General features: G+C 59.9%; 18 protein-coding genes. 2 read left to right on the top strand and 16 right to left on the bottom strand.

Annotated features, from left to right (window positions below):
- Window positions 1–100 precede the first annotated feature (100 nt).
- From EXQ56_06840 to EXQ56_06780, 13 genes are all read right to left on the bottom strand, one after another.
- Entirely contained in the window at window positions 101–631 is a 531-nt protein-coding gene (locus EXQ56_06840) for a DUF2393 domain-containing protein (protein MSO20171.1), read from the bottom strand.
- Window positions 632–824: 193 nt separating this feature from the next.
- Entirely contained in the window at window positions 825–3,137 is a 2,313-nt protein-coding gene (locus EXQ56_06835; GenBank protein ID MSO20170.1) for an ATP-dependent DNA helicase Rep, read from the bottom strand.
- Window positions 3,138–3,275: 138 nt separating this feature from the next.
- Window positions 3,276–4,055, bottom strand: a complete 780-nt coding sequence (locus EXQ56_06830) for a TIGR00282 family metallophosphoesterase (protein ID MSO20169.1) — start codon at window positions 4,053–4,055, stop codon at window positions 3,276–3,278.
- A 308-nt stretch (window positions 4,056–4,363) separates the two neighbouring features.
- Window positions 4,364–4,675, bottom strand: a complete 312-nt coding sequence (locus tag EXQ56_06825) for a cell division protein ZapA (GenBank protein MSO20168.1) — start codon at window positions 4,673–4,675, stop codon at window positions 4,364–4,366.
- Window positions 4,676–4,731: 56 nt separating this feature from the next.
- Window positions 4,732–5,040 carry a hypothetical protein gene (locus EXQ56_06820; GenBank protein ID MSO20167.1) on the bottom strand — a complete coding sequence of 103 codons (309 nt, stop codon included), beginning with the start codon at window positions 5,038–5,040 and terminating at the stop codon, window positions 4,732–4,734.
- Between the two features lie 73 nt (window positions 5,041–5,113).
- Window positions 5,114–7,210: a phenylalanine--tRNA ligase subunit beta gene (pheT, locus tag EXQ56_06815; GenBank protein ID MSO20166.1), complete on the bottom strand. Its 2,097-nt coding sequence runs from the start codon at window positions 7,208–7,210 to the stop codon at window positions 5,114–5,116.
- 191 nt (window positions 7,211–7,401) lie between these two features.
- Complete coding sequence (locus tag EXQ56_06810; GenBank protein ID MSO20165.1) at window positions 7,402–8,520, bottom strand: phenylalanine--tRNA ligase subunit alpha; 1,119 nt, start codon at window positions 8,518–8,520, stop codon at window positions 7,402–7,404.
- Window positions 8,521–8,977: 457 nt separating this feature from the next.
- Window positions 8,978–9,337, bottom strand: coding sequence for a 50S ribosomal protein L20 (locus EXQ56_06805; protein ID MSO20164.1), 360 nt, complete (start codon window positions 9,335–9,337; stop codon window positions 8,978–8,980).
- A gap of 133 nt (window positions 9,338–9,470) precedes the next feature.
- The gene (locus tag EXQ56_06800) at window positions 9,471–9,668 is read right to left on the bottom strand and encodes a 50S ribosomal protein L35 (GenBank protein ID MSO20163.1); all 198 of its coding nucleotides are present in this window, start codon (window positions 9,666–9,668) and stop codon (window positions 9,471–9,473) included.
- 57 nt (window positions 9,669–9,725) lie between these two features.
- The gene (locus EXQ56_06795; GenBank protein ID MSO20162.1) at window positions 9,726–10,241 is read right to left on the bottom strand and encodes a translation initiation factor IF-3; all 516 of its coding nucleotides are present in this window, start codon (window positions 10,239–10,241) and stop codon (window positions 9,726–9,728) included.
- A gap of 159 nt (window positions 10,242–10,400) precedes the next feature.
- Window positions 10,401–12,461, bottom strand: a complete 2,061-nt coding sequence (thrS, locus tag EXQ56_06790; protein MSO20161.1) for a threonine--tRNA ligase — start codon at window positions 12,459–12,461, stop codon at window positions 10,401–10,403.
- Between the two features lie 210 nt (window positions 12,462–12,671).
- Window positions 12,672–13,745, bottom strand: a complete 1,074-nt coding sequence (locus tag EXQ56_06785; protein MSO20160.1) for a sodium:proton antiporter — start codon at window positions 13,743–13,745, stop codon at window positions 12,672–12,674.
- Between the two features lie 436 nt (window positions 13,746–14,181).
- Entirely contained in the window at window positions 14,182–14,646 is a 465-nt protein-coding gene (locus tag EXQ56_06780) for a D-tyrosyl-tRNA(Tyr) deacylase (protein MSO20159.1), read from the bottom strand.
- Between the two features lie 131 nt (window positions 14,647–14,777).
- On the opposite strand from EXQ56_06780, the gene EXQ56_06775 reads away from it, so the two are divergent.
- Window positions 14,778–15,263 carry a flavin reductase gene (locus EXQ56_06775; GenBank protein ID MSO20158.1) on the top strand — a complete coding sequence of 162 codons (486 nt, stop codon included), beginning with the start codon at window positions 14,778–14,780 and terminating at the stop codon, window positions 15,261–15,263.
- A 22-nt stretch (window positions 15,264–15,285) separates the two neighbouring features.
- Here EXQ56_06775 and EXQ56_06770 read toward each other — a convergent pair whose 3' ends face one another.
- The 3 genes from EXQ56_06770 to EXQ56_06760 all read right to left on the bottom strand — a co-directional run bounded on the left by EXQ56_06770 (window position 15,286) and on the right by EXQ56_06760 (window position 19,692).
- Window positions 15,286–17,628, bottom strand: a complete 2,343-nt coding sequence (locus EXQ56_06770) for a tetratricopeptide repeat protein (GenBank protein MSO20157.1) — start codon at window positions 17,626–17,628, stop codon at window positions 15,286–15,288.
- A 361-nt stretch (window positions 17,629–17,989) separates the two neighbouring features.
- Window positions 17,990–18,619, bottom strand: coding sequence for a hypothetical protein (locus EXQ56_06765; GenBank protein ID MSO20156.1), 630 nt, complete (start codon window positions 18,617–18,619; stop codon window positions 17,990–17,992).
- A 149-nt stretch (window positions 18,620–18,768) separates the two neighbouring features.
- Window positions 18,769–19,692: a radical SAM protein gene (locus EXQ56_06760; GenBank protein ID MSO20155.1), complete on the bottom strand. Its 924-nt coding sequence runs from the start codon at window positions 19,690–19,692 to the stop codon at window positions 18,769–18,771.
- A 386-nt stretch (window positions 19,693–20,078) separates the two neighbouring features.
- On the opposite strand from EXQ56_06760, the gene EXQ56_06755 reads away from it, so the two are divergent.
- The gene (locus tag EXQ56_06755) at window positions 20,079–20,690 is read left to right on the top strand and encodes a hypothetical protein (protein MSO20154.1); all 612 of its coding nucleotides are present in this window, start codon (window positions 20,079–20,081) and stop codon (window positions 20,688–20,690) included.
- Window positions 20,691–20,759: the final 69 nt, after the last annotated feature.

Below are 20,759 nucleotides of genomic sequence, written 5' to 3'. Positions count from 1 at the left end.
CCCGACCGCGAGGGAGTGGGCACGCTCGACGGTCGCTGAAATTGCCGATCGTGCCCACTCCCTCGCGGTCGGGGCTCTGATGCGAGTCCGAGATAATTCTTTACTGCAATTGCAGTGATACGAGTTGGAATTGTGGCGGCTGCTTATTCCATGTGGGCGGCAGCGTGTCGAAGCGCAACTGAAAGTCGCGCGTCTCGCCGGGAAGCAGGGGCGGGGAAGTGGTCTGTATTACATCTTGTTCTTCGCGCAGCAAGAGCTTGCTCGCGTAATCGTAAAAATATAAGCGCAGTCGCAACGTCGTAACAGTCTTGTCGCCATTGTTCTGAACCTTGGCATCAACATAGACCATCTCGTGCCCCAGCATGTTTTCTGCCGCGCTCAGTTGAATGTCGGTGATCGCCATCTTGCCGAGATAGTCGTAGGCCGCCTGCGTGGGCGGCGGCGGAGGAGGCGGGCCGGGCCGCGTGGCCATGAAGGCAACGACGCCTAGCATGACCGCCAGAAATGCCGCGCCTGCGGCCAAGGCGACAGGGAATTCCTTCGGCTCTTTAGGTTTCAGAACAGGCAGCTGTAGAGCAGGCGGCTGGGCGGGTGCCGGGTCTGTCTGCTGGACTGGCGTTTGATCGGTCATCTATTTATTCCTGTTAGTGCGGTATCCCTTCAGGGCCTAGTAAAATTTCCACCACGTGTCATCCTGAGCGAAGCGAAGGACCTGCTTTCCTTTACCGCGTTTGCGCGAGTTGCGGAAAAGCAGGTTCTTCGCTTCGCTCAGAATGACACCTGAAAAATACTTCACGTAGTTTCGGGACACAACATTAGAGAAATCATAATCGCTCCAGGTCGGCGAATTTCTCCATTAATTTTTTCAGCCCAACGCCGGGGAAACTGACAGTCAGTTTGGTTTGATCGCCTGCCCCCTCGCGGCGCAACACCGTTCCATAGCCGTACTTGGCATGACGCACGCGACTGCCCGCTTTCAGCAGTGATGGCGCTCCGGCTGCTGCATCATCCGATGAGTCGTCGTGCCCGTTGCCGCCGATAGCCGTTTCGTCGATGCCAAAGTAACGCCGCACATTGCTGCTGCTAACCGTCGGCGTGGCGGTGGGCGCTGCTTTCGCCGCGGGCACTCTGGAATATCGCGACTGCTCGCCCTGATCATACTCGTAGAATCGCTCGCGAGATCCCACGCCGCGCGTCTGCGGCGCGGGCCGACGCGACAGGTCTTCCACCAACTCCTCGGGTATCTCGCTCAGGAAGCGCGAGGGGATGGATGGCTCCGGCATCTGGCTTCCGTAGCGCCGCCGCGACTCGGCGCGGGTGAGGATCAGCGCGTCCTGCGCGCGGGTCATGCCGACATAGCAGAGCCGTCGCTCTTCTTCCAGGGACTGCGCATCCATCAGCGAACGGCTGTGCGGCAGGATGCCCTCCTCCATTCCACCGAGGAATACGACGGGGAATTCGAGGCCCTTGGCGCTGTGCAGAGTCATCAGCACAATCTGCGCTTCCTCGTCGAAGCTGTCCGTATCGCTGATCAGCGCGGCGTGATCCAGGAAGCCCGCCAGATTTTCTCCACGCTCCCGGCTGTCGGCAGCGGCGTTCAATAATTCCTGAATGTTCTCGATACGGCTAAAGGCATCCGGCGTGCCTTCCTGTTCCAGAACCTCTATGTACTTGGTGCGGTCGATAATCTCACCTAATACAGCGGGAACATCGGCGCTGGAAACTTTCCGGTGCAAATCTTCCATGACATTGCGGAACTCCTGTAAGGCCGCCAGCGCGCGCGCGGGCAGCAACTGTTGCCGGATAACCTGCTCCATCGTCTCCCAAAACGGCAGTTCTGCCTCCAACGCCAGTTCTTCAATCTTGCGGACAGTGGTGGCCCCGATCCCGCGCGTGGGCGTGTTGATGATGCGCAGCAGGCTGACTGAGTCGTGCAGGTTGGCGGCGGCCTTCAGATACGCGAGCAGGTCTTTCACCTCGGCGCGCTCATAAAAGCTGATTCCGCCGACCACCGTGTACTTGATCCCATAGCGGCGCAGCGACTCTTCGTATAAACGCGACTGAGCGTTGGTGCGATAGAGAATGGCGAAACGCAAATCAGGCTCATCGCGCTTGCGGCGAGAGATCCAGTCGGCGACAAACAAACTTTCGTTCTCGCCGTCCGGCCCCTCGTAGATTCCAATCTTTGCTCCGCCCTGCCGCGAGGTCCACAGTGTCTTGCCCTTGCGATAGAGGTTGTTGGAGACCACGGCGGAAGCGGCGTCCAAAATGTTCTGCGTGGAACGGTAGTTTTCCTCCAGACGTATTACACGCGCATTTGGATAATCTTTCTCAAACTCCACGATGTTGCGAATGTCCGCGCCGCGCCAGGAATAGATCGACTGATCTTCATCGCCAACCACGCAAAGGTTCTGGTGCGTTTGTGTCAGCAGCCGGACCAATTCATATTGCGGGCGATTGGTGTCCTGATACTCATCCACCAGGACGTATTGAAATTTCTGATTGTACTTCGCCGCGGTCTCCGCGTCGTCGCGCAGTAGCCGCGCACCCAGCAGCAGCAGGTCATCGAAATCGACAGCGCTCGCCTGGCGCAGTGCCTTGGTGTAAGCGTCGTAGACCACGGCCATGCGTTCCGCCTGCGGATCCGTGGCAGAGTCGAACGCTGCCTCTGAACTAAGCCCGTGATTTTTCGCGTAACTGATGCGGCTCAGCACGGCGCGGGCCTGCAAATCGCGCTCGGTGAGGCCCAGATTTTTTATCGATGCTTTCACCACGGCCATCTGGTCGGCTGCATCGTAAATCACAAACTGGCGGGCCAGCCCGATGCGCTCACTATCTTCGCGCAGAATGCGCACGCAGAAAGAGTGGAAGGTGGAAAGCCAGGGACGAGAATGATAGGACCCGCCACCGCCGATTAAAGATGTAACGCGCGCGCGCATCTCCTCCGACGCCTTGTTGGTGAAGGTGACGGCGAGAATGCTGTCCGGGCGCACGCCGAGTTGCTGGATCAGGTGGACGATGCGGTAAGTGATCACGCGCGTCTTGCCGCTGCCCGCTCCGGCCAGAATGAGTATCGGACCATCGGCCTGGGTTACCGCTTCGCGCTGCTGCTCGTTCAGTTGATCGATTAATCCCATGATGTATGGCCGGATTCCTCTGCCCGGCGTGAATGATTATTTTACCAGCAAGGGAGAGAATGCGCCTGACATCCGCGCTTTCACACCGTCGAAATATTTTCGGATATAAACAGCGTGGATGGAGTGAGTACGATTTTCTCAATCTGCGCGCAGCATGATGCGCTGGATGGAGTGAGCCAGGCCCGTCGAGGGGTCGGCGTCGATCAGCACGGCGCACAGTCGCGTGTCGCCGTCGGCGGCCTCAAAGCGCATGGGCATCTGCGTGAGGAAGCGTTGCACGATCTGTTCCTTCACCACGCCGATCACGGAATCGTACGGACCGGTCATGCCGACGTCGGTGATGTAGGCGGTGCCCTGCGTCAGCACGCGCTCGTCGGCGGTGGGAATGTGCGTGTGCGTTCCGGCCACCATGGTAACGCGGCCATCCAGATGCCATCCCATCGCCTGCTTCTCCGAGGTGGCCTCGGCGTGGATGTCCACCAGTCGAATCTTGCATGTCGGCGAAAGAGCCGCGAGCAATTTGTCGGCGGTCTGAAAGGGACAGTTGTGCGTTGCCATGAAGACGCGGCCCTGAAGATTCATCACCGCGTACTCGACTCCACTTTTCGTCGTGCCCTGAAATATTCCCTGTCCCGGCCCACTGGGATAATTGGCGGGGCGAATCAGGCGGGGCTGCGAGGGGATGTACTCCATGATCTCGCGGCGATCCCACACGTGATTGCCTGTGGTGATGACGTCCACGCCGAGCGCGAGGATCTCTTCCGCAAGCTTGGGCGTTATGCCGAAGCCCGCCGCGGCATTCTCGCCATTGGCCACCACCAATTCCAGCTTGTGCTGTTGGATCATGTCGGCCAGATGGTCAGCCACAATCGCGCGCCCGGGCTTGCCAAAGATGTCGCCAATAAAAAGTATGTTCACGCTGGATCATTTCTGAAGGGATGAATTTCCGGAGAATCAAAAAAGAAAAATGAGCAGACCACTGGGCCGTGTGCGAGCTATTTTTTTAACCCGTTTAGATACGGGGGTGATCCAGTGCGTTCCGTAAGGCTGCTCCGAACTCCGGCGTAACCGGAAAGAGTATGCGCACGGGAACGTCAACCGGACCTCCTGGTCATGTACATTAGCTCAAAAAATAACATCACCCTCACATGCTTCGCAGTACTGCTCAACCGATATTATACTCCAACACTTAATGCGTTCTGGATCAAGGCTGCGAGATTGTATGGCTACCGACTGGCCGGCGGGGAATCTTCCAGGCCCTTGTCCAGTACTTCGGTGAAGCGAATGGCTTTCTCCGTGACGGTCTGCTGCAGATGGCTATACCGGTTCTTAAACCGCTGGCATTCATCAGCAAAGTGCAGCGCGGCCAGCACCGCCAGCTTGACCGAATCGTACGATCGGGTCTGCTCGCCGATGGCGCGCATCGTGGCGTCCACGGCCCGCGCCAGTTCCTGCGTGTATTGCTCGCCTGAATTCGTTCTCAGATTGTAGGGCTGGTCGTAAATCTCTACTGGGACGTTTTGCATTTTGCCGGCCATGCGAACCTCCTTGGCAATCGTTACCTCTTGATGGACGCCGCCGCGGCGATGGTGCGTTACGGCTCGCTGCTCTCGATGCCGCTCTCCGGAGACGCCGAATCCACTTCCGCGATCAGACGCTGCACCCGGGTCTTCACCGTCTCACGCTCGCTCTCCATTCGCGCCAACCGTCCTCGAAGGTCTTTCAATTGTGTGTCCCGGTCGGCTACTCGGCGCTGCAAATCTGATTTTTCCGCGCGCAACGATTTCAGTTGCGAGAGGGTCAGCAGAATTCTCGTTTCGAGATTCTCGAGTGATTCAATCCCCGCGTCGGACTCGCCCAATTCCAATTTGGGTTCGGCGGGTTGAGTAGTTTCTTTGGCCATGGATTTAATTATCTCCCACTTACATTTTAGACCAATGCGGAAGCGCGTGGAAATGGGATGGAAGCAAGTTGCGCTACACAGCGGATCGAATGCGCGCGCCGGTTCTGGCTTCCAGCGCCGCCACAATCTTTGCGCTGGCGTCTGCCAATTCCGCCTCCGTGAAAGTTCCCTGGGCACTCTGCAGCGTTACGCGCAATAGCAGGCTGTAATTTCCCGCCGGAAGACTGCCGCCCCGAAAGGTCTCGACGGCGCGAATGCTCTCCACTCCCGTGATTCCCGCCGCCAGCACGGCGGCGTGAACGGCTTCGTAGGTGGTTTCATCGGAGAGCGTGAGCGAAAAGTCGCGCTCGACTTCTGGAAAGCGCGAAATGGGCTTTACCTGCGGCGGTTGCAAGGCATGAGCATAGAGCGGGTCCAGGCTCACTTCGGCCAGAAAGACCGGCTGGCGAAACTTTCGCAGTTCCATCTCGGCGGAGGAAAGCTGGCCGAATCGCGCAACCAACTTCCCGCCCGCTGTCATTTGAGTTGTCAGGCGGGCTGCATGCCCGGCGCGATAATAATCAGGAAGCTCCCGGGCGTCGATACGGATTTCTCTTAATGCAAACAACTCGGCGAGCTGCGCGACGTCGCCCTTCATATCGAAGAAATCAAAGCTTCTCCCCGCGGCGCCAACCTGGTCGGGCTCGCGTCCGCCAGTCGCCGCCAGGCACAGCATTGCGGATTCGGCGCAACCATCTGATGTTCGCGCGTATGTCTTGCCTATTTCAAACAAGCGCACATGGCGCTGTCCGCGATTCATATTCCATTCGATGGCCTCCAGCAGGCCTGGAATCATGCTCGTGCGCAGCACGGCGGATTCCTCGCTAAGCGGGTTGGAAAGCGCGACGGGAGTTGCCGCTCCATAGCGCAGCGCGGCTCGACTCACCATCACCGCCGAAATGGTTTCGTCGTAACCGAGCGTCAGCACGCGCTCGACGACGCGCTCCTCCTTGCGGGCATGAAGTGTGCGGTGTGACGCATGAGCAGAGGAGGCAGGGAGGCGCACGGGAAATTTGTCAAAACCGTAATGCCGCGCGATCTCCTCCACGAAATCGATTTCACGCGAGATGTCGGCGCGATGCGAGGGGACTATGCAGGTCCATGCGGTATGGCCGATGCGGCCATTTTCGCGCGGCGAAAATCCCAAACGCGAAAGTATCCGCATGACGTCGGCGGAAGGCACGTCCATGCCGAGATGCCGCGCGATCTCCGCGCGCCGCAGTATCACGATGGGCCGCGCCGTGGGCTTCGGATAGGCATCGAGCGAAACTGGATCGAGCACACCGCCGGCGAGCGACTGGATCAGCTCGGCGCACTTGCTCGCGGCAGGCAGCGTGGCCGCAATGTCCGCGCCGCGCTCGAAGCGGTGCGAGGCTTCCGTGCGCATCCCCATTGCTTTCGCGCTGCGCCGGACGGTGGACGGATCAAACCATGCGGCCTCGATCAGCACGTTGCGCGTCGCAACAGTGATCTCGCTCGACTCGCCGCCCATGATTCCCGCCAGCGCCACGGCGTTCTTCGCGTCGGCGATCACCAGATCGGGAGGCGTCAGCGCTCGCTCGATGCCATCGAGCGTTTTCAGCTTCTCGCCGTCGCGCGCGTTGCGCACGACGATGCGCCCGCCCTGCAGCCGATCCAGATCAAATGCGTGCAGAGGGTGGCCGTAAGCCAGCAGTATGTAGTTGGTGGCATCGGCGATATTGTTGATGGCGCGCACGCCGCAAAGTTCCAGCCGCTGGCGCAGCCAGTCCGGCGATGGCTTCACTTCCACGCCGCGCAGGATGCGCGCGGAGTAGCGCGGACACAGGTCTGTGGCTTTGATCTCCACCACGCCGTCCTTGCGGCTGCCGCGCGCGCGAGGCTTGGTTTCGTGCGGCAGGGCGGACGGCGGGACATATCCAAACGCCGGCTCCAGTGATACTCCATAACGCGCCGCCAACTCGCGCGCGATGCCGTAATGGTTCAATGCGTCGGGGCGGTTGGTGGTGATGTCGAGTTCAAAGATGGTCTCGCCCTGTTCGTGCGTCAACCCATCCACGGCGAACCCCAGCATGGTCAGGTCAGCCGCGATTTGGCGCGGCGCGGCATCCAGTGCGACGAATTCTTTTAGCCAGGAAAGAATGATTTTCATGATGATCTAATTTGCTAGAAGCGATTGCCTAACGCGTTTCACGATCCGGTCGCTCTCCCTAAATCTGTCGTCATCCAGAGCGCAGCGAGGGACCTGCTTTTCGTAGCGCCTGTGGTGTAAATCAAAAGCATGTCCCTCGCTGCGCTCTGGATGACGACCTGTTGTGGTGCATTGCTTCCAGCACGGTACAATTACCGGAACTGGTGCAGGAAACGAATGTCGCCGTGATAGAACTGCTGAATGTCCTGCACGCCGTACTTGAGCATGGCCAGCCGTTCGACGCCCATGCCGAAGGCAAAGCCCGAGTAGCGCGACGCATCATACTGCACAAAATTAAAGAGCGCGGGGTCCACCATGCCGCAGCCCAGCAGCTCGATCCAGCCCGACCCCTTGCACACGCGGCACCCGGCCTGCGCGCAAAACAGGCAGGAGATGTCCACCTCCGCGCTCGGCTCGGTGAACGGGAAGAAGCTGGGGCGGAAGCGCGTCTGCACCGAATGGCCGAAGAACGACTTCATGAAGTAATCGAGCGTACCCTTTAGATCGGCGAAGGTGATGTGAGTGTCCACAGCCAGCCCTTCCACCTGATGAAACATGGGCGAGTGCGTGGCGTCGGGCGCGTCGCGGCGATACACGCGACCGGGCACGATGATGCGCAGCGGCGGCGACTGCCGCTCCATGGTGCGAATCTGCACCGGCGAAGTGTGCGTGCGCAGCACCGTCTCCGGCGTGATGTAGAAAGTATCCTGATCGTCGCGCGAGGGATGATGCTCGGGGATGTTCAGCGCGTCAAAATTGAAGTATGTGGTTTCAATCTCCGGGCCGTCCTCGACCGAGTAGCCGAGTGAAGTGAATATCTCCACCATGTCGTTGATGACCTGGCGCACCGGATGGCGCACGCCGACCGGGCGCATCGTGCCGGGCAGCGTGATGTCGAGAGAGTCAGCTTGCGCGACCGCGATGGATGCGCTTGTCTGCTGCCGTTTTTCGGCGACTGTCGCCGGGAGGGCGCTCACCGGGATCGTGTCAATCTGCTGCTCGGCGGCTTGGCGCAACGCATTGGTGCGTTGGCCGACGGTGCGCTTCAATTCGCCGGGCGCGTGGCGCAGCCAGCCGTTGGTGATGGAACGAATGATGCCTTGATTGCGGCCAAGCCAGCGCACGCGCAGCGCTTCGACTGCGTCCGCAGTCGCGGCGGCGCTTTGCAGCCCGGCGACTTCGCTCGCCCACCCCGCATCAAGCCGTGCAAACACGGCTTCGAGCGCGGCGGCATCCGTGATGCCTAACTCGTCGAGCGAGCGAGCCGCCAATTCCGTCAGGTCAAGCCTCGATGTGTCGATTGGAGTCACCGAATTAGACCATTCTTACAGATGCGGTAGCGCATCCCGTAGCGAAATCCCCGGAGGGGATGAACAGGATAGCCGGGGGCAACGCCCCCGGTAACGATTCCCAATAAACATCGACCCTGTAGGGGTCGCACCCTTCCTGCATCATCTCCGCCGCCAGCCCAAGTACGACCCCTTCAGGGTCGAACCACGAATTGGAGGTTTCCGCAACCGGGGGCGTTGCCCCCGGCTATCCTGTGTATCCCCTGCGGGGATCATTCGCGCTGGGCTCGCCGGTTTACACCAACCATGAAAATAGTCTAGTGATGGCTATTATGGCCGGGAATGAAAATGCGGCGGGAGATGATCTCCAGCCGCATGACAAAACGCTACAAGCAAGAGCCCACGGCGAGAACATCGCTCACCGTGGCTACCAAGGCACCTAGGCGGCGAGCGCTTGCTTGGCCTGCGCGACCAGATTGGTGAACCCCGCCGCGTCCTTCACGGCGATGTCGGCGAGAATCTTGCGGTCCAGTTCGATGCCGGCCAGCTTCAGCCCGTGAATGAACTTGTTGTAGGACAGGGCGTGGGCCTTGGTGGCGGCGCCGATGCGGACGATCCACAGGCTGCGGAAGGTGCGCTTCTTGGCGCGGCGGTCGCGGAAGGCAAATGACAGCGCGCGGTCCACTGCTTCCTTCGCCGAGCGGTGCAGCTTGCTTTTGGTTAGGAAATATCCCTTGGCGCGGCCCAGGATCTTCTTGCGGCGCGCAATTCGTTTGGTACCTCTTTTTACTCTCGGCACGGTAGTAAATCTCCCTTTCTAAATCTCATTGGTCCCGCAGGCGTTTCGCGTCTGAAAAGCAGATTCCTCGCAGCGCTCGGAATGACAACCGGGAAAACAGAATGACAACCGGGAAGACTTTCCCAACAATTCCCTAAGCGTATGGAAGCATCATCGCGATCCGGGCATGATCGGTCTTGTCCGTGATGGCATTCTTGCCCAGCTTACGTTTGCGCTTGCGGTCTTTGGACGTAAGAATGTGGCGCGCGAAGGCGTGGCCGCGTTTGAACTTGCCTGATGCGGTAATCTTGAAGCGCTTGGCCGCTCCGCGGTGTGTCTTAAGCTTTGGCACTGAAATCCTCCATAAAATCACCAGCCCGGCATGATGCCGTTGCTGGCGGAAACTACGCTATGATTTTTTCGGCGCGAAGATGGCGATGAGCGACCGGCCTTCCATGCGCGGCTGGTACTCCACGATTCCCGCATCGCCAACTTCTTCAATCAACTTCTTCATCATCCGGTGACCGATCTCGGAGTGCGATATTTCGCGGCCTCGATAGAACACCACGGCCTTCACCTTGTCGCCCTCTTTGAGGAACCGTATGATGTGGTTCCTCTTGAACTCGTAGTCATGGTCGTCCGTGTTGGGCGAAAACTTAACTTCCTTGACGACGATCACTTTCTGATTCTTGCGGGCTTCGTGCGCGCGTTTGTTTTGCTGATAAATATACTTGCCGTAGTCCATGATCTTGCAGACTGGCGGCACGGCGGTGGGCGAAATCTCCACCAAATCCAAACTCTGCGTGCGGGCGATCTTGATGGCCTCAAACGGCGCCATTACGCCCAATTGAGTTCCTGCATCGTCAATGACGCGAATCTCGCGCGCGCGAATGCGTTCATTCACCCTGATACTTGGAGCCGCGATACGTTCCTCCTGAGCGAGCTGCTTAACTTCATTCTTAGCAACAGCCTTAACAACAGCTCGGCCACATGCATTCAATAGACAGAACAAATCCGAGGGCCGACAAGGTGCGCCGAAACCATCGAATGGGAAAGGGGCATTATAGCATAGATTGCAAGCGGGTTACTCTTCCGCAGTTCTGGAACCCACGGCATGGAGCGCGCGCTTGAGGAAATCGTCGAGACTCAGCGACCCTTCGTCGCCCTTTTGGCGGGTGCGCAGGCTCACCGTTCCATCTGCGGATTCCTTGTCGCCCACCACCACCATGTAGGGCGCTTTGCTCAACTGGGCCTCGCGAATCTTTAGTCCGATTTTCTCGTTGCGGTCGTCCACGTCGACACGGAGCCGCTCCGCGCGAAGGCGCGCCGCCACCTTCGCCGCATACTCATGATGCTTCTGGCTGATGGGCAGCAGCTTGACTTGTACTGGCGACAGCCAGACAGGAAAAGCCCCGCCGAAATGCTCGATCAGCACGCCGCAGAACCGCTCCATCGAGCCGAACGGCGCGCGGTGAATCATTACCGGGCGGTGTAGTTGATTGTCGCTGCCGACGTAGCCGAGGTTGAAACGCTCCGGCAGATTGTAGTCCACCTGCACGGTGCCCAGTTGCCACTCGCGCCCGATGACATCCTTGACGACGAAGTCAATCTTGGGGCCGTAGAACGCCGCTTCGCCCGGCTCCGCGCTGAGTGGAATTCCCAGCGTCGCCGCGGCCTGCCGGCAGGCCTCTTCGGCTTTGTCCCAGTTCGCCGGACTGCCGACATACTTCGACGAATCGGGATCACGCAGGCCCACGCGCACGCGATAGTCTTTCATGCCCAGCGTGTTGAAAATAATCTTCACCAACGCGAGGCAGCCGTTCAGCTCGGCCTGCAACTGGTCTTCGGTGCAGAACAGATGCGCGTCGTCCTGCGTGAATCCGCGCACGCGCACCATGCCGTTCAACTCGCCCGACTGCTCCCAGCGATAGACCGTGCCGAACTCGGCGAGACGGATGGGCAGGTCGCGGTAGGAGTAGCGCTGGCTGGCGAAGATGCGGATGTGGTGCGGGCAGTTCATCGGCTTCAGGAGATAGCCGTCGATCTCGCCCTTCTCGAGCCGACTGACCAACTCGCCGCACGAGGTGTTTTCCTTCGCCAGCGCGGCGAGCGTCTCGCGCTCGACAAATGGCGGATACTGCGAGTCGGCATAATAAGGATAGTGGCCGCTGGTGCGATAAAGATCGAGCTTGCCGATATGCGGCGTGAAGACCTGCGAATAACCATGCTTGCGCAGCTCCTCGGTGATGAACGTCTGTAGTTCCTGGCGGATGACCGCGCCTGCCGGTGTCCACAGTATCAGGCCGGGTCCGACCATCTCGTCGAGCACGAACAAGCCCAGCTTCTTGCCGATCACGCGGTGGTCGCGCTCCCGCGCGGCGTCCAGTCGCGTCAAGTGCGCGTCCAGTTCCGCTTTGCTGTAAAACGCCGTGCCGTAGACGCGCGTCAGACGGTCGGAGGTTTCATCGCCATGCCAGAAGCTCGATGCCAGCGACATTACCTTGAAGGCGCGAATGCGGCCCGTTGATGGCAGGTGCGGCCCGGCGCACAAGTCTTCCCAATTTTTCCCAGGCTCGCCGGTCGAGTAAAACGAAAGCGGCGGCTTGGCCTGACCCTCGCCAACGCTGGCCAAGGCGCGCGCGGCGTTGTCCACTTTGTATTTGTTGCCCTCCGATTGCAGGCGCGCCAACGCATCCGTCTCCGCCACTTCGTAGCGCGTCATGGGCCGGTCGGCGGCGACGATCTCGCCCATGCGCTTCTCGATGTCCTCGAAATCTTTCGATGAGAGCGACGAGCCGTCGGGGAAATGAATGTCGTAGAAATAGCCGTCGTCGGTGGGCGGACCGTAAACCAGTTCAGCCTTGGGATGCAGTTGCTGAATGGCCTCGGCCATCACGTGCGCGGCGGAGTGCCGCAGCAGGAATAGCGCGTCGGCGGAAACCTCGCCGGTGCGCGACTTCTCGGTAATAAAGCTGGCCGTGCAGTCGCGGTCAATCACCGTCGCCAAGTCGCGCAACACGCCGTTGAGCTTCACGCCCACGCTGCTCTTGGCCAGCCCCGGTCCGATGTCCGCCGCCACTTTGCCGGCCGGCACCGGCTGGTCATAAATTTTTGTTGAGCCATCCGGCAACGTAACTACAGGCACAGTCTTACCTCACTCGTCCGCCCCTCAACACCCTGAAACCACGATGGGGATTATTGATTTTTGCAGGTTATCGAAAATGAATCAAGCGGTCAGCCCATCGGGGTGGTGTCCATTTTGTTTATTGGTGCGTTCCTCTGTGTACCTCTGCGTCCTCTGTGGTGAAGAAAAATCTTAACCACAGAGGACGCAGAGGTACACGGAGGTGCAGATTTAAGAGGCGAAGCCGCTGCGGGTTATGGCGAACTTGGAGCGCAGATAATCCGCCTCGGCTTCGCTGCCGCGCAGCAGGCGGGTCAGCAGCGGCGTGGTCATATAAGTTGTCACCACGGCCATGAAGACCAGCATGAAGAAGACTTCCTTGGGAATGATGCCGAGGTCGTAGCCGATGTTGATCACGATCAGTTCCATCAGCGCGCGAGTGTTCATCATCACGCCGATGATGGTGGACTCGCGCCACTTCATGCCGCTCCAGCGCGCGGCGAGCGTGCAGCCGCCGAACTTGCCGACTACCGCCGCGGCCAGCACCAGCCCGCAGAATCCCCACAGCGTCCATCCGGTCATGCTGCCGATGTCGGTGCGCAGGCCGGTGTAGGTGAAGAAGATGGGCAGGAAGAATACCGCGACGAAGTCGTGCAGGCGCGCCAGAATGGCTTCGAGCACCTCGCGCCCGTCAAATAAAATAGCGCCCATGGCGAAGCCGCCGAAGATGGAGAAGATGCCGATCTTGTTGGTGATGACGGCGGAGACGAATACCATGATCAGCAGGATGGCCAGCACGTTCAGCGTCAGCGCGCCGTCATGCTTGCGGACCTCCTCGCGCGCCCATTTGCACACAAGGGGCCGCACAGCGAGGAACATGACCAGGCCGTAGACGATCACGCCGCCCACCATGAAGGTCATCCTCACCGGGTCGAGCGTCGAGCGCACGATGGCCGTAACCAGCGCCAGAATGATCCAGCCCGAGGCGTCGTCCAGCGCCGCCGCCGAGATGGTCAGCGCGCCGAGGCGCGTGCGTTGCAGATTCAACTCGATCATGATGCGGCCCAGGATGGGGATGGCCGTGATGGACATGGCCGCTGCCATGAACAGCGCAAAGTTCAGCGTGCTTCCCTCTAATCCCAGCGCCGGGTGCATGTAAAATCCCAGCGCGAGACCTAGGCCAAAGGGCAGGATGATGCCCGCCCCGGAGATCGACAGCGCGGCGCGCCGGTTGTCGTTCAGATGGCTGAAGTCAAACTCCAGGCCGATCAGGAACATTAATAGCACCAGCCCCAGTTGGCTCATAATGGCGAATATCTGGCCCACGCTAGGGTCGAATATTTGAGTAGCAAGCGCGGGGAAAAACCTGCCCAGCACGGAGGGTCAGAGAATCAAGCCCGCCGCGATCTCCCAGCAGACGCTGGGCTGGCCAACGTATCGGAATAGCGTTCCTGCCAGCCGCGCAACCGCAATAATGACCACTAGCTGTACAAGGACGATGAGCAGGGTGTGTTCAATCGAGGCATTAACTGGTGAAGGATGCATTTCCCGACTCTCCTTAGTTGCAGCTCTTACTGCGCTTACTAGATCATGATTCTAAATAACTTGATGGTCATAAAGGAGCAATTGCCAGTTAACTATCCACCCCTAATTTAATCTTTATCAAGTGATAATTCCGGATAGTTTTCCTTGACGCAGAGTCTCGTCCCGGTGTATCGTCCCCCGGAGAATCGTTCATGGTTCAAAATTGGCGAAGACTATCGAGCAGGATGGTAACTGGACCGTCGTTGACTAACTCGACTTCCATGGTAGCGCGGAAGACTCCGCAAGCGACAGGAACGCCCATGCCGCGCAACTCCGCGATGAATTGCTGATAGAGCGGCTCGGCGATCTCCGGCGGCGCGGCATCGAGGAAGCTGGGGCGGCGGCCCTTGCGCACGTCACCGTGCAGCGTGAACTGCGACACGGCCAGCACTCCGCCGCCGATGTCGATCACGGAGCGATTCATCTTGCCATCGGCATCCTCGAAGATGCGCAAGGTGGCAACCTTGTCGGCCATGTAAACGACGGTGTCTGCCGCATCATTTTTTCCCACGCTCAGCAACACCAGCAGCCCGGCGCCGATCTCGCCGACCGTGCTTCCGCCGCCGGTGGTCTCCTTGACACGCACACTGGCTCTGCTAACGCGCTGTATAACCGCTCGCATGCAACTCCCGCCGCGCTGTATATTTTGCAAAATGGCCGCGACTTCGCTATTCTACCCGGTCCTGAGAATCGATAGCGAGGCGCAATCGCGTACGCAGAGATTCCAGTAGAGTTGCCAGGGAGGAACTACACATGACGGTTGCCAACGCTGATTTTCGCAAAGTGCTGGGACATTTCGCCACCGGCGTTACCGTGATTACTGCCACGCTGCCGGACGGCAAGCGGTTCGGCTTCACCGTGAATGCATTTTCCTCGGTGAGCCTCAACCCACCGCTGGTGCTGGTCTGCGTAGGCAACGGTGGCGAGGCGGGAGCAGCGATGAGCGCGGCGACTCACTTTGCTGTGAATATACTGGGCGAGGATCAGGAGAACATCTCCCGCCAGTTTTCGTCGAAGGTTCCGGATCGCTTTGAAGGTGTGGCTGTAATGGCTGGCGCCAGCGGCGCGCCCATTCTGGCCGGTTGCATCGGAACGCTGGAGTGCCGCAAAACCTCTGCGCACGTGGAGGGGGATCACTCGATTCTGATTGGCGAAGTCCTCTCCGCCGAAGCCGGCAGCGAAGGCCAACCCTTGCTCTATTTCCGCAGCGGCTACCGCCGTATCAGCGCGGCACTGTGACGCGGCACAGGCACGCACACCATCACTTCAGCTTGGCGTATTCTTTTTTGGCTTCGATCAGGATGGGAATGTCGGGGTCGGCGTCTTTCCATAGCGCGAGGAAGTCCTGATAGGCGCGCCGCGCCTTGGCCGCATTGTCGTTTGAGCCGGGGGCCAGCGCCCAGGCCCGCGCCAAGCCCAGATGCGCCAGCGCGTAGCGCTCCGAGGTGGGGGCCACGCCGCGGTGGTCCAGAATTTTCTGGAACTCCGCCGCCGCCTTGTTTCCGTCCGGCAATTTCAGGTACGCCAGCCCGCGCACGTAAATCGCCGCATAGGGAGCAGCGCCCACCAGTGTTCCAAGTTCGTAAGGGATGGCCGCCTCCAGCATCTGGATCGCCTGGGCAGCATTCCCGCGCTGCAGTTCCAGGGCGGCACGAGCCGCCGGAATGCAAATGGCATTGATATAGGTATCTTGGGGAAACCGGCTGGCCATCTCTGCAATCAGCGTTTGCGCGGGTGCGGTTGCTCCGGCGGTCGTCCCGGCTATGCCCATGGCGATGGCCCCATTGCACAAGGCGCCTGCGCTGCGCATGATGCTCAGGGCACGCTCCACCTCGGTGCGGGTCGCCCCGTAATTGCCAAAGTGAGCGTCGGCCAGGGCCACGCGGGCGGCAGACAGAGCCGCGTCTTCCTTGAAGTTTCTGGCTTGCGCCAGCTCGATGGAGCGGCTATAAAGCTCCCGCGCCTGTTTCCGGATCCCCAAAACAGTCGCGGCTCCCGCCTGGGTGGACAGCATCGTATACTCTCGCGGCTGGCCCTTGATTCCCTCAACCTGCCGCTGCATGGCCGCCGCATCGCCCTGCACAAATGCCAACCGGTAAAGCGAATTGTAAAAGGCCACGTTGTCCAGGTTCCGCACCTTCGCTTGTTCGATCGTCTGCTTGGCTTCGTCATACCGGCCGAGACTTTGATACATCCCTGCAAGGTTGCCATGGGGAACAGAAGCATCCGGGTTGAGCCGGATCGCCTCCCGATACTCCTCCGCGGCCTTCTCAAACTGTCCCAAAGCTCTGTAGGAATTTCCCAATTGATTGTGGGCACCCCATTCACGGGGATAGGCCTGCTTCCATTGTTCTTGGTTTTTCAAGGCCTCTTGGAGCTCCACTGCAACGAACAGTTTGAAATCTATGATCTGATATCGTTCCAGCTCGCTCACCCGGTCGCGCAGATCAAAGGCCTTCTTGTTGTACTCCGTGGCGCGTTCGCGCTCTCCGGCGTTTGAATAGATCACTGCCAGTCTCCAGTAGGCGAGCGCAAAATTGGGATCCAGTTCAATGGCCCGCTCAAAAAAAGGAATGGACTGGACTTCCGCCCCCTGCCAAACCTGCGCCACTCCGGCGCTGTAAGCTTTCAATGCGTCGAGAGAAGAGGTCGTTGCCTCGGCCAGCGGGGCGTTGAATTTTTCGATCGAGGTGAGCGTCTCGCCCAGCTTGCCGCGCAACGAAGACGCCGCAGTGCCCAGCGCGGAAAGTATCTGCTCCTTGCCTTGCGCTTCCACCTGTTCGCGGGCCAGCGGCTCGCCGGTCTGGCAGTTCAAGGCCTCCAGGCCGATGACGTAGTTGTTGCCCATCGGCGCAATCGAGCCGGACAGGATCGCCTTGATGCCCTTGCGCTGGCAGATGTCCCGCGCCAGCGTCCTGGTGATCGGCTCGTCCGGCTGGCGGTTCATCAACAGCATGGTCTGCCGCGCGGTTTCCTCCGGAACGATGTTCAGGAAGGGCGACTGCTCCAGATTGGTCGCCAGCCCCTGCTTCAGCGCGCCGTCGAAAACCGCATCGCCCGTGGTATTGACGAAGTCGGTGATGAGGATGGAGTCCTTCTCGGTGAGCGCCGGCCTGCGCCAATAGTTCCAGTACAGCCCTCCGCCGACGGCGATAGCCAGCGCCAGCGCCGCCGCCGCCGCCGCGCCGATGCCGACGGCGACGTAACGCTGGCGTAGCGCCGCCTGCGCCGCCGGCTCGATGGAGCTTAGAGTGCCGGGGGAGCCAGCAGAGCCAGTGGCGCCATGAGCGCTGGTCGAGCCAGTCGTGCCCGCGTGGCCCGGCGCGCCCGGAGAGATCGTCCCGACCTGTTCGCGGAGGTAGCGCACGAAGTGCACGGTGACCATCACGCCATAGAGCAGCAGGAAGAAGCCCGATGAGATGTTGAGCGCGACGCGGAAGGCGGGCTGCTCGGAGTGCATCCAGCGCTCGAAGACGAACTCGACGGCGAAGCCCGCGACCAGGATCACGGCGTCCTGCAGCAGGATGCGCAGCAGGGCGAAGATTTCCTCGAGCATCCCGACCGTCTGGTGCCGCACCGCGCCGCGCCGCGCAGATGTCGCCACTCCTCAGCGCCCTCGGGCGCGCTGTCAGTCGCGTGGTTGGGCAGATGTGGCTTGTCGTGTGCGCCGTCGTGTTCGTTGTCGGGAGTAGGTTGCATGAGCGAGTCAGTCAGGGCGAGTGGTCAATTTGAGTTGCTTGGCCACGCCGATTGTAAACGGATTGCGAGCGGTTGGGAAGAGGAATGTGAATGCCGTTACAGTGCCGCGCGCGTGAGCAAGCGGGCCGATGGAGAACCCACGCTTGAGCAACGCGATTTCGTTTTTTGAATGAGGGAGCGGGGAAAAATACCGTGAAGCGGGACGTTGGGTTCCATCGGCCCGCTTGCTAACGCGCGCGGCACTGTGACGCGGCACAGGCACGCGCTCAATCCGTGCTGGCGGCCCTCAAACCATACTCCACTCCGAAGCGTTCCGCGATGAAGTGCGCCAGCAGGTCGTCGTAGAATTTCTGGCTGCGGCTGCGCACGGCGAACTCGGATTCGCTCGGCGCGACCATGTGGTGCAGCTCGTGCAGGAAGACCGTCAACATCGCCAGTTGGTATTGAAAGCGATCCAACTCCGGGTTGCCGGGCTCGATGGGCAGCGCCAGGTGCGAGAGCGGTTGCGGCTCCCACTCGCGGATCGCCTCGTAGGCCAGGTCGAGTTCTCCGGTGCGCACGCCGCTCAGCCCGCGCAGACGGCGCGTAACGCTACTCTCCGTGCCCGGCGGATGATGGTGCCCCAGACAGGTGCAGATGTTCTTCCGCCGCAGCAGGACCACCACGAATGACGGCGCCCGTTCCAGCACATCGCAGTACCGATTGCGGTAGCGCTGCGGCAGACTCGGCCAGGTTTTTTCAAGAGATTCCCTGAATGGTTCCATCCCGTTGCGGTCGCTGCGCACATAGGAGATCAGCACCAACGGAAACTCGTCGGCGGGGCGCACCAGAATCTGCTCGCTGCCGCGCAGCCAGCGATAGAGATGCCAAATCATGCCGGGTTGTCTATGGATCAATTTTGCGTGGCCTGTCTGGCCGGTACGGCCAGAGCGCAGCGACCCACTTAGGGACATCAGGGCACCTCGTCAACGGAGGACGTTCCTTACTGCTGATGCCATTCTACTCCCGCTTCACTCGCGTCCGCCATGCGTGGATCGACCCGTCATCAGCAGGAGAACAGTTGGAGCTGCGATCGTATTCCGAACGGTGGCAGATGCGGTCCTGGAGATGGACTGTTCAGCCCATGTTTGGTCCGCAGAGCCGCGACGCGCTCCTGCAACTGTCGTTCATAATCCCCGCGCAGATAGGGGCCGGATGAATAGAGCTTTTCGTAGCGCAGCATCAGGTGCGGGAAGTGCTCTTTGAGAAATGGCAGGAAAGCTGCCTTGGCCGACGGCTGCAGGAAGAGTACGTTCACGGCAAGATACGACGCTCCCGCGGCGGCGGCCCGCTCGGCTAGCATTTCAAGCTCACCGTGGCCATCCGTGATTCCCGGCAGCACCGGCATGGCGAACACGGACACGTGAATCCCAGCGTCCACCAGCGCACGGACGGCCTTCAGTCTCAGCTCCGGGCGCGGTGCGCGTGGCTCCAGAAGCCGCGCCAAGTCTTCCCGCAGAGTGGTGATGGTGAGATGAATGCGCAGGTGATTCTCACCAGCGAATTCCCGCAGCAGCGGTATATCCCGCATGACCAGGTCCGACTTGGTGGTGATGGAGACACGCAGTCCGCGAAACTCATTGAGCGTTTCGAGTATCGCGCGCGTCGTTCCATACAGGCGCTCGGCTGGCTGGTAGGGATCGGTGGCCGTGCCGACGGCAATCTCGCCAGAGGGGTCGCGCGTGAGCTCGCGCCGCAGGATTTCTCCAGCGTCCTGCTTGCTGTAAATCTTCTCTTCGAAGTCGAGCGGATCGTCCAGTCCCATGAACTCGTGGGTGTAGCGCGCGTAGCAATACTTGCAGCCGAACTCACAGCCGCGATACGGGTTGATCGTCCAGCGGAAGGGCAGGCGCGGACTGGTGCAGGGATTCAAGACGGAGCGCGCGGGCAGCAGGAAGTATTCCGCTAATTGCTTGTCCTTTAGTTTCAGTCAATTAGCGGCAATCCGTGCGATGCCTACGGTGGCGCCCGGCGACGCCGCGCTGAAATCAATCGGGAAGAGTCCTGCTGATGTGGGTATCCGCACCGCAACATATTCGCTTTATATTCGCTTTAAGTCAAGCCCTAACGAACCCGCTCCAACGATTTTTAGAGGGGTAAGGATGGCTGGAAATCGGGGAAGAGTTGTTCACGGATTACCCGCTCTGCAGGGAGGCCCTGCTGCTATGCGATTCTGATTGCGAGGCCGTATCGCGCACCCTACAATCGAAATAGTAGGCTATTTAGAATGCCGTTTGACGATTCCTTCAACAGAGCAATTCTCCACGGAGAGTGCGGCAGACAGAGTGTGGCAGACAGGGAGAGCGGTAGGGGAAGATGAACATAACTGATCGTGTCCGAAAACTGATTCTGGTGATCCTGCTCGGATTTGGTTTGACGGCGTGCAGCCAGCAGCAGATTCCGGTGGCGGAATCAAGGCCCAAGGAAGGCCACTCTCTATCGCCAGGACAGGGCTCAATGGACCTGCCCGCAGGCGAAGGTTCGGCTACCATGCAGGACTCCGCCGCAGGCCATCAACAGGTTCCCAGAGCGGTTCCCGGCGCAGCGCATCAGGATCACGAATCCAAGCATGGCGACGCTTTTTTCATGGCTCTCGATGAGAAGCATCATATCGAGGGCGTGCTGATGTCCCCAGGCACCTTCAAGGTTTTTCTTTTTGAGGAACATTCTCTGCCGCTGAGTAAGCAGGAGGTTGCGCGGGCGGCTGCCAAAGTGATCTGGGGCGAGCACGAAACAGCGCCGGAGGTGGCCATGAAGCCCTCTGCCGACGGCCGCGCGCTGGAAGCTGCCTCACCTGCGAAAGTCGCCTTTCCACTCCAGTTGACACTCTTAATCCGCTTACCCGGCGCGCCCGCGGATTCCCGTCCGGAGTTGTTTACTTTTCCATTCAAGAAATTCACGCACGACCACACCACGCACAAGCATTGATCCGCGCCACTGGCGATTTCCGCTTGCGCATCGCAAGAAAAAGTGGCATACCTTGGCAAGCAAGTTGTT

The sequence above is a fragment of the Acidobacteriota bacterium genome, from assembly GCA_009691245.1.
GTDB lineage: Bacteria > Acidobacteriota > Terriglobia > 2-12-FULL-54-10 > 2-12-FULL-54-10 > SHUM01.
Note: the sequence above shows the minus strand (reverse complement) of the source record. Positions and strands in the feature narration are given on the sequence as shown.

Excerpts from the sequence above, each read along its gene's own strand:
- EXQ56_06840 (MSO20171.1), bottom strand. The coding sequence starts at position 631 with ATGACCGATCAAACGCCAGTCCAGCAGACAGACCCGGCACCCGCCCAG.
- EXQ56_06835 (MSO20170.1), bottom strand. The coding sequence starts at position 3,137 with ATGGGATTAATCGATCAACTGAACGAGCAGCAGCGCGAAGCGGTAACC.
- EXQ56_06825 (MSO20168.1), bottom strand. The coding sequence starts at position 4,675 with ATGGCCGGCAAAATGCAAAACGTCCCAGTAGAGATTTACGACCAGCCC.
- EXQ56_06820 (MSO20167.1), bottom strand. The coding sequence starts at position 5,040 with ATGGCCAAAGAAACTACTCAACCCGCCGAACCCAAATTGGAATTGGGC.
- pheT (MSO20166.1), bottom strand. The coding sequence starts at position 7,210 with ATGAAAATCATTCTTTCCTGGCTAAAAGAATTCGTCGCACTGGATGCC.
- EXQ56_06785 (MSO20160.1), bottom strand. The coding sequence starts at position 13,745 with ATGAGCCAACTGGGGCTGGTGCTATTAATGTTCCTGATCGGCCTGGAG.
- EXQ56_06780 (MSO20159.1), bottom strand. The coding sequence starts at position 14,646 with ATGCGAGCGGTTATACAGCGCGTTAGCAGAGCCAGTGTGCGTGTCAAG.
- EXQ56_06775 (MSO20158.1), top strand. The coding sequence starts at position 14,778 with ATGACGGTTGCCAACGCTGATTTTCGCAAAGTGCTGGGACATTTCGCC.
- EXQ56_06755 (MSO20154.1), top strand. The coding sequence starts at position 20,079 with ATGAACATAACTGATCGTGTCCGAAAACTGATTCTGGTGATCCTGCTC.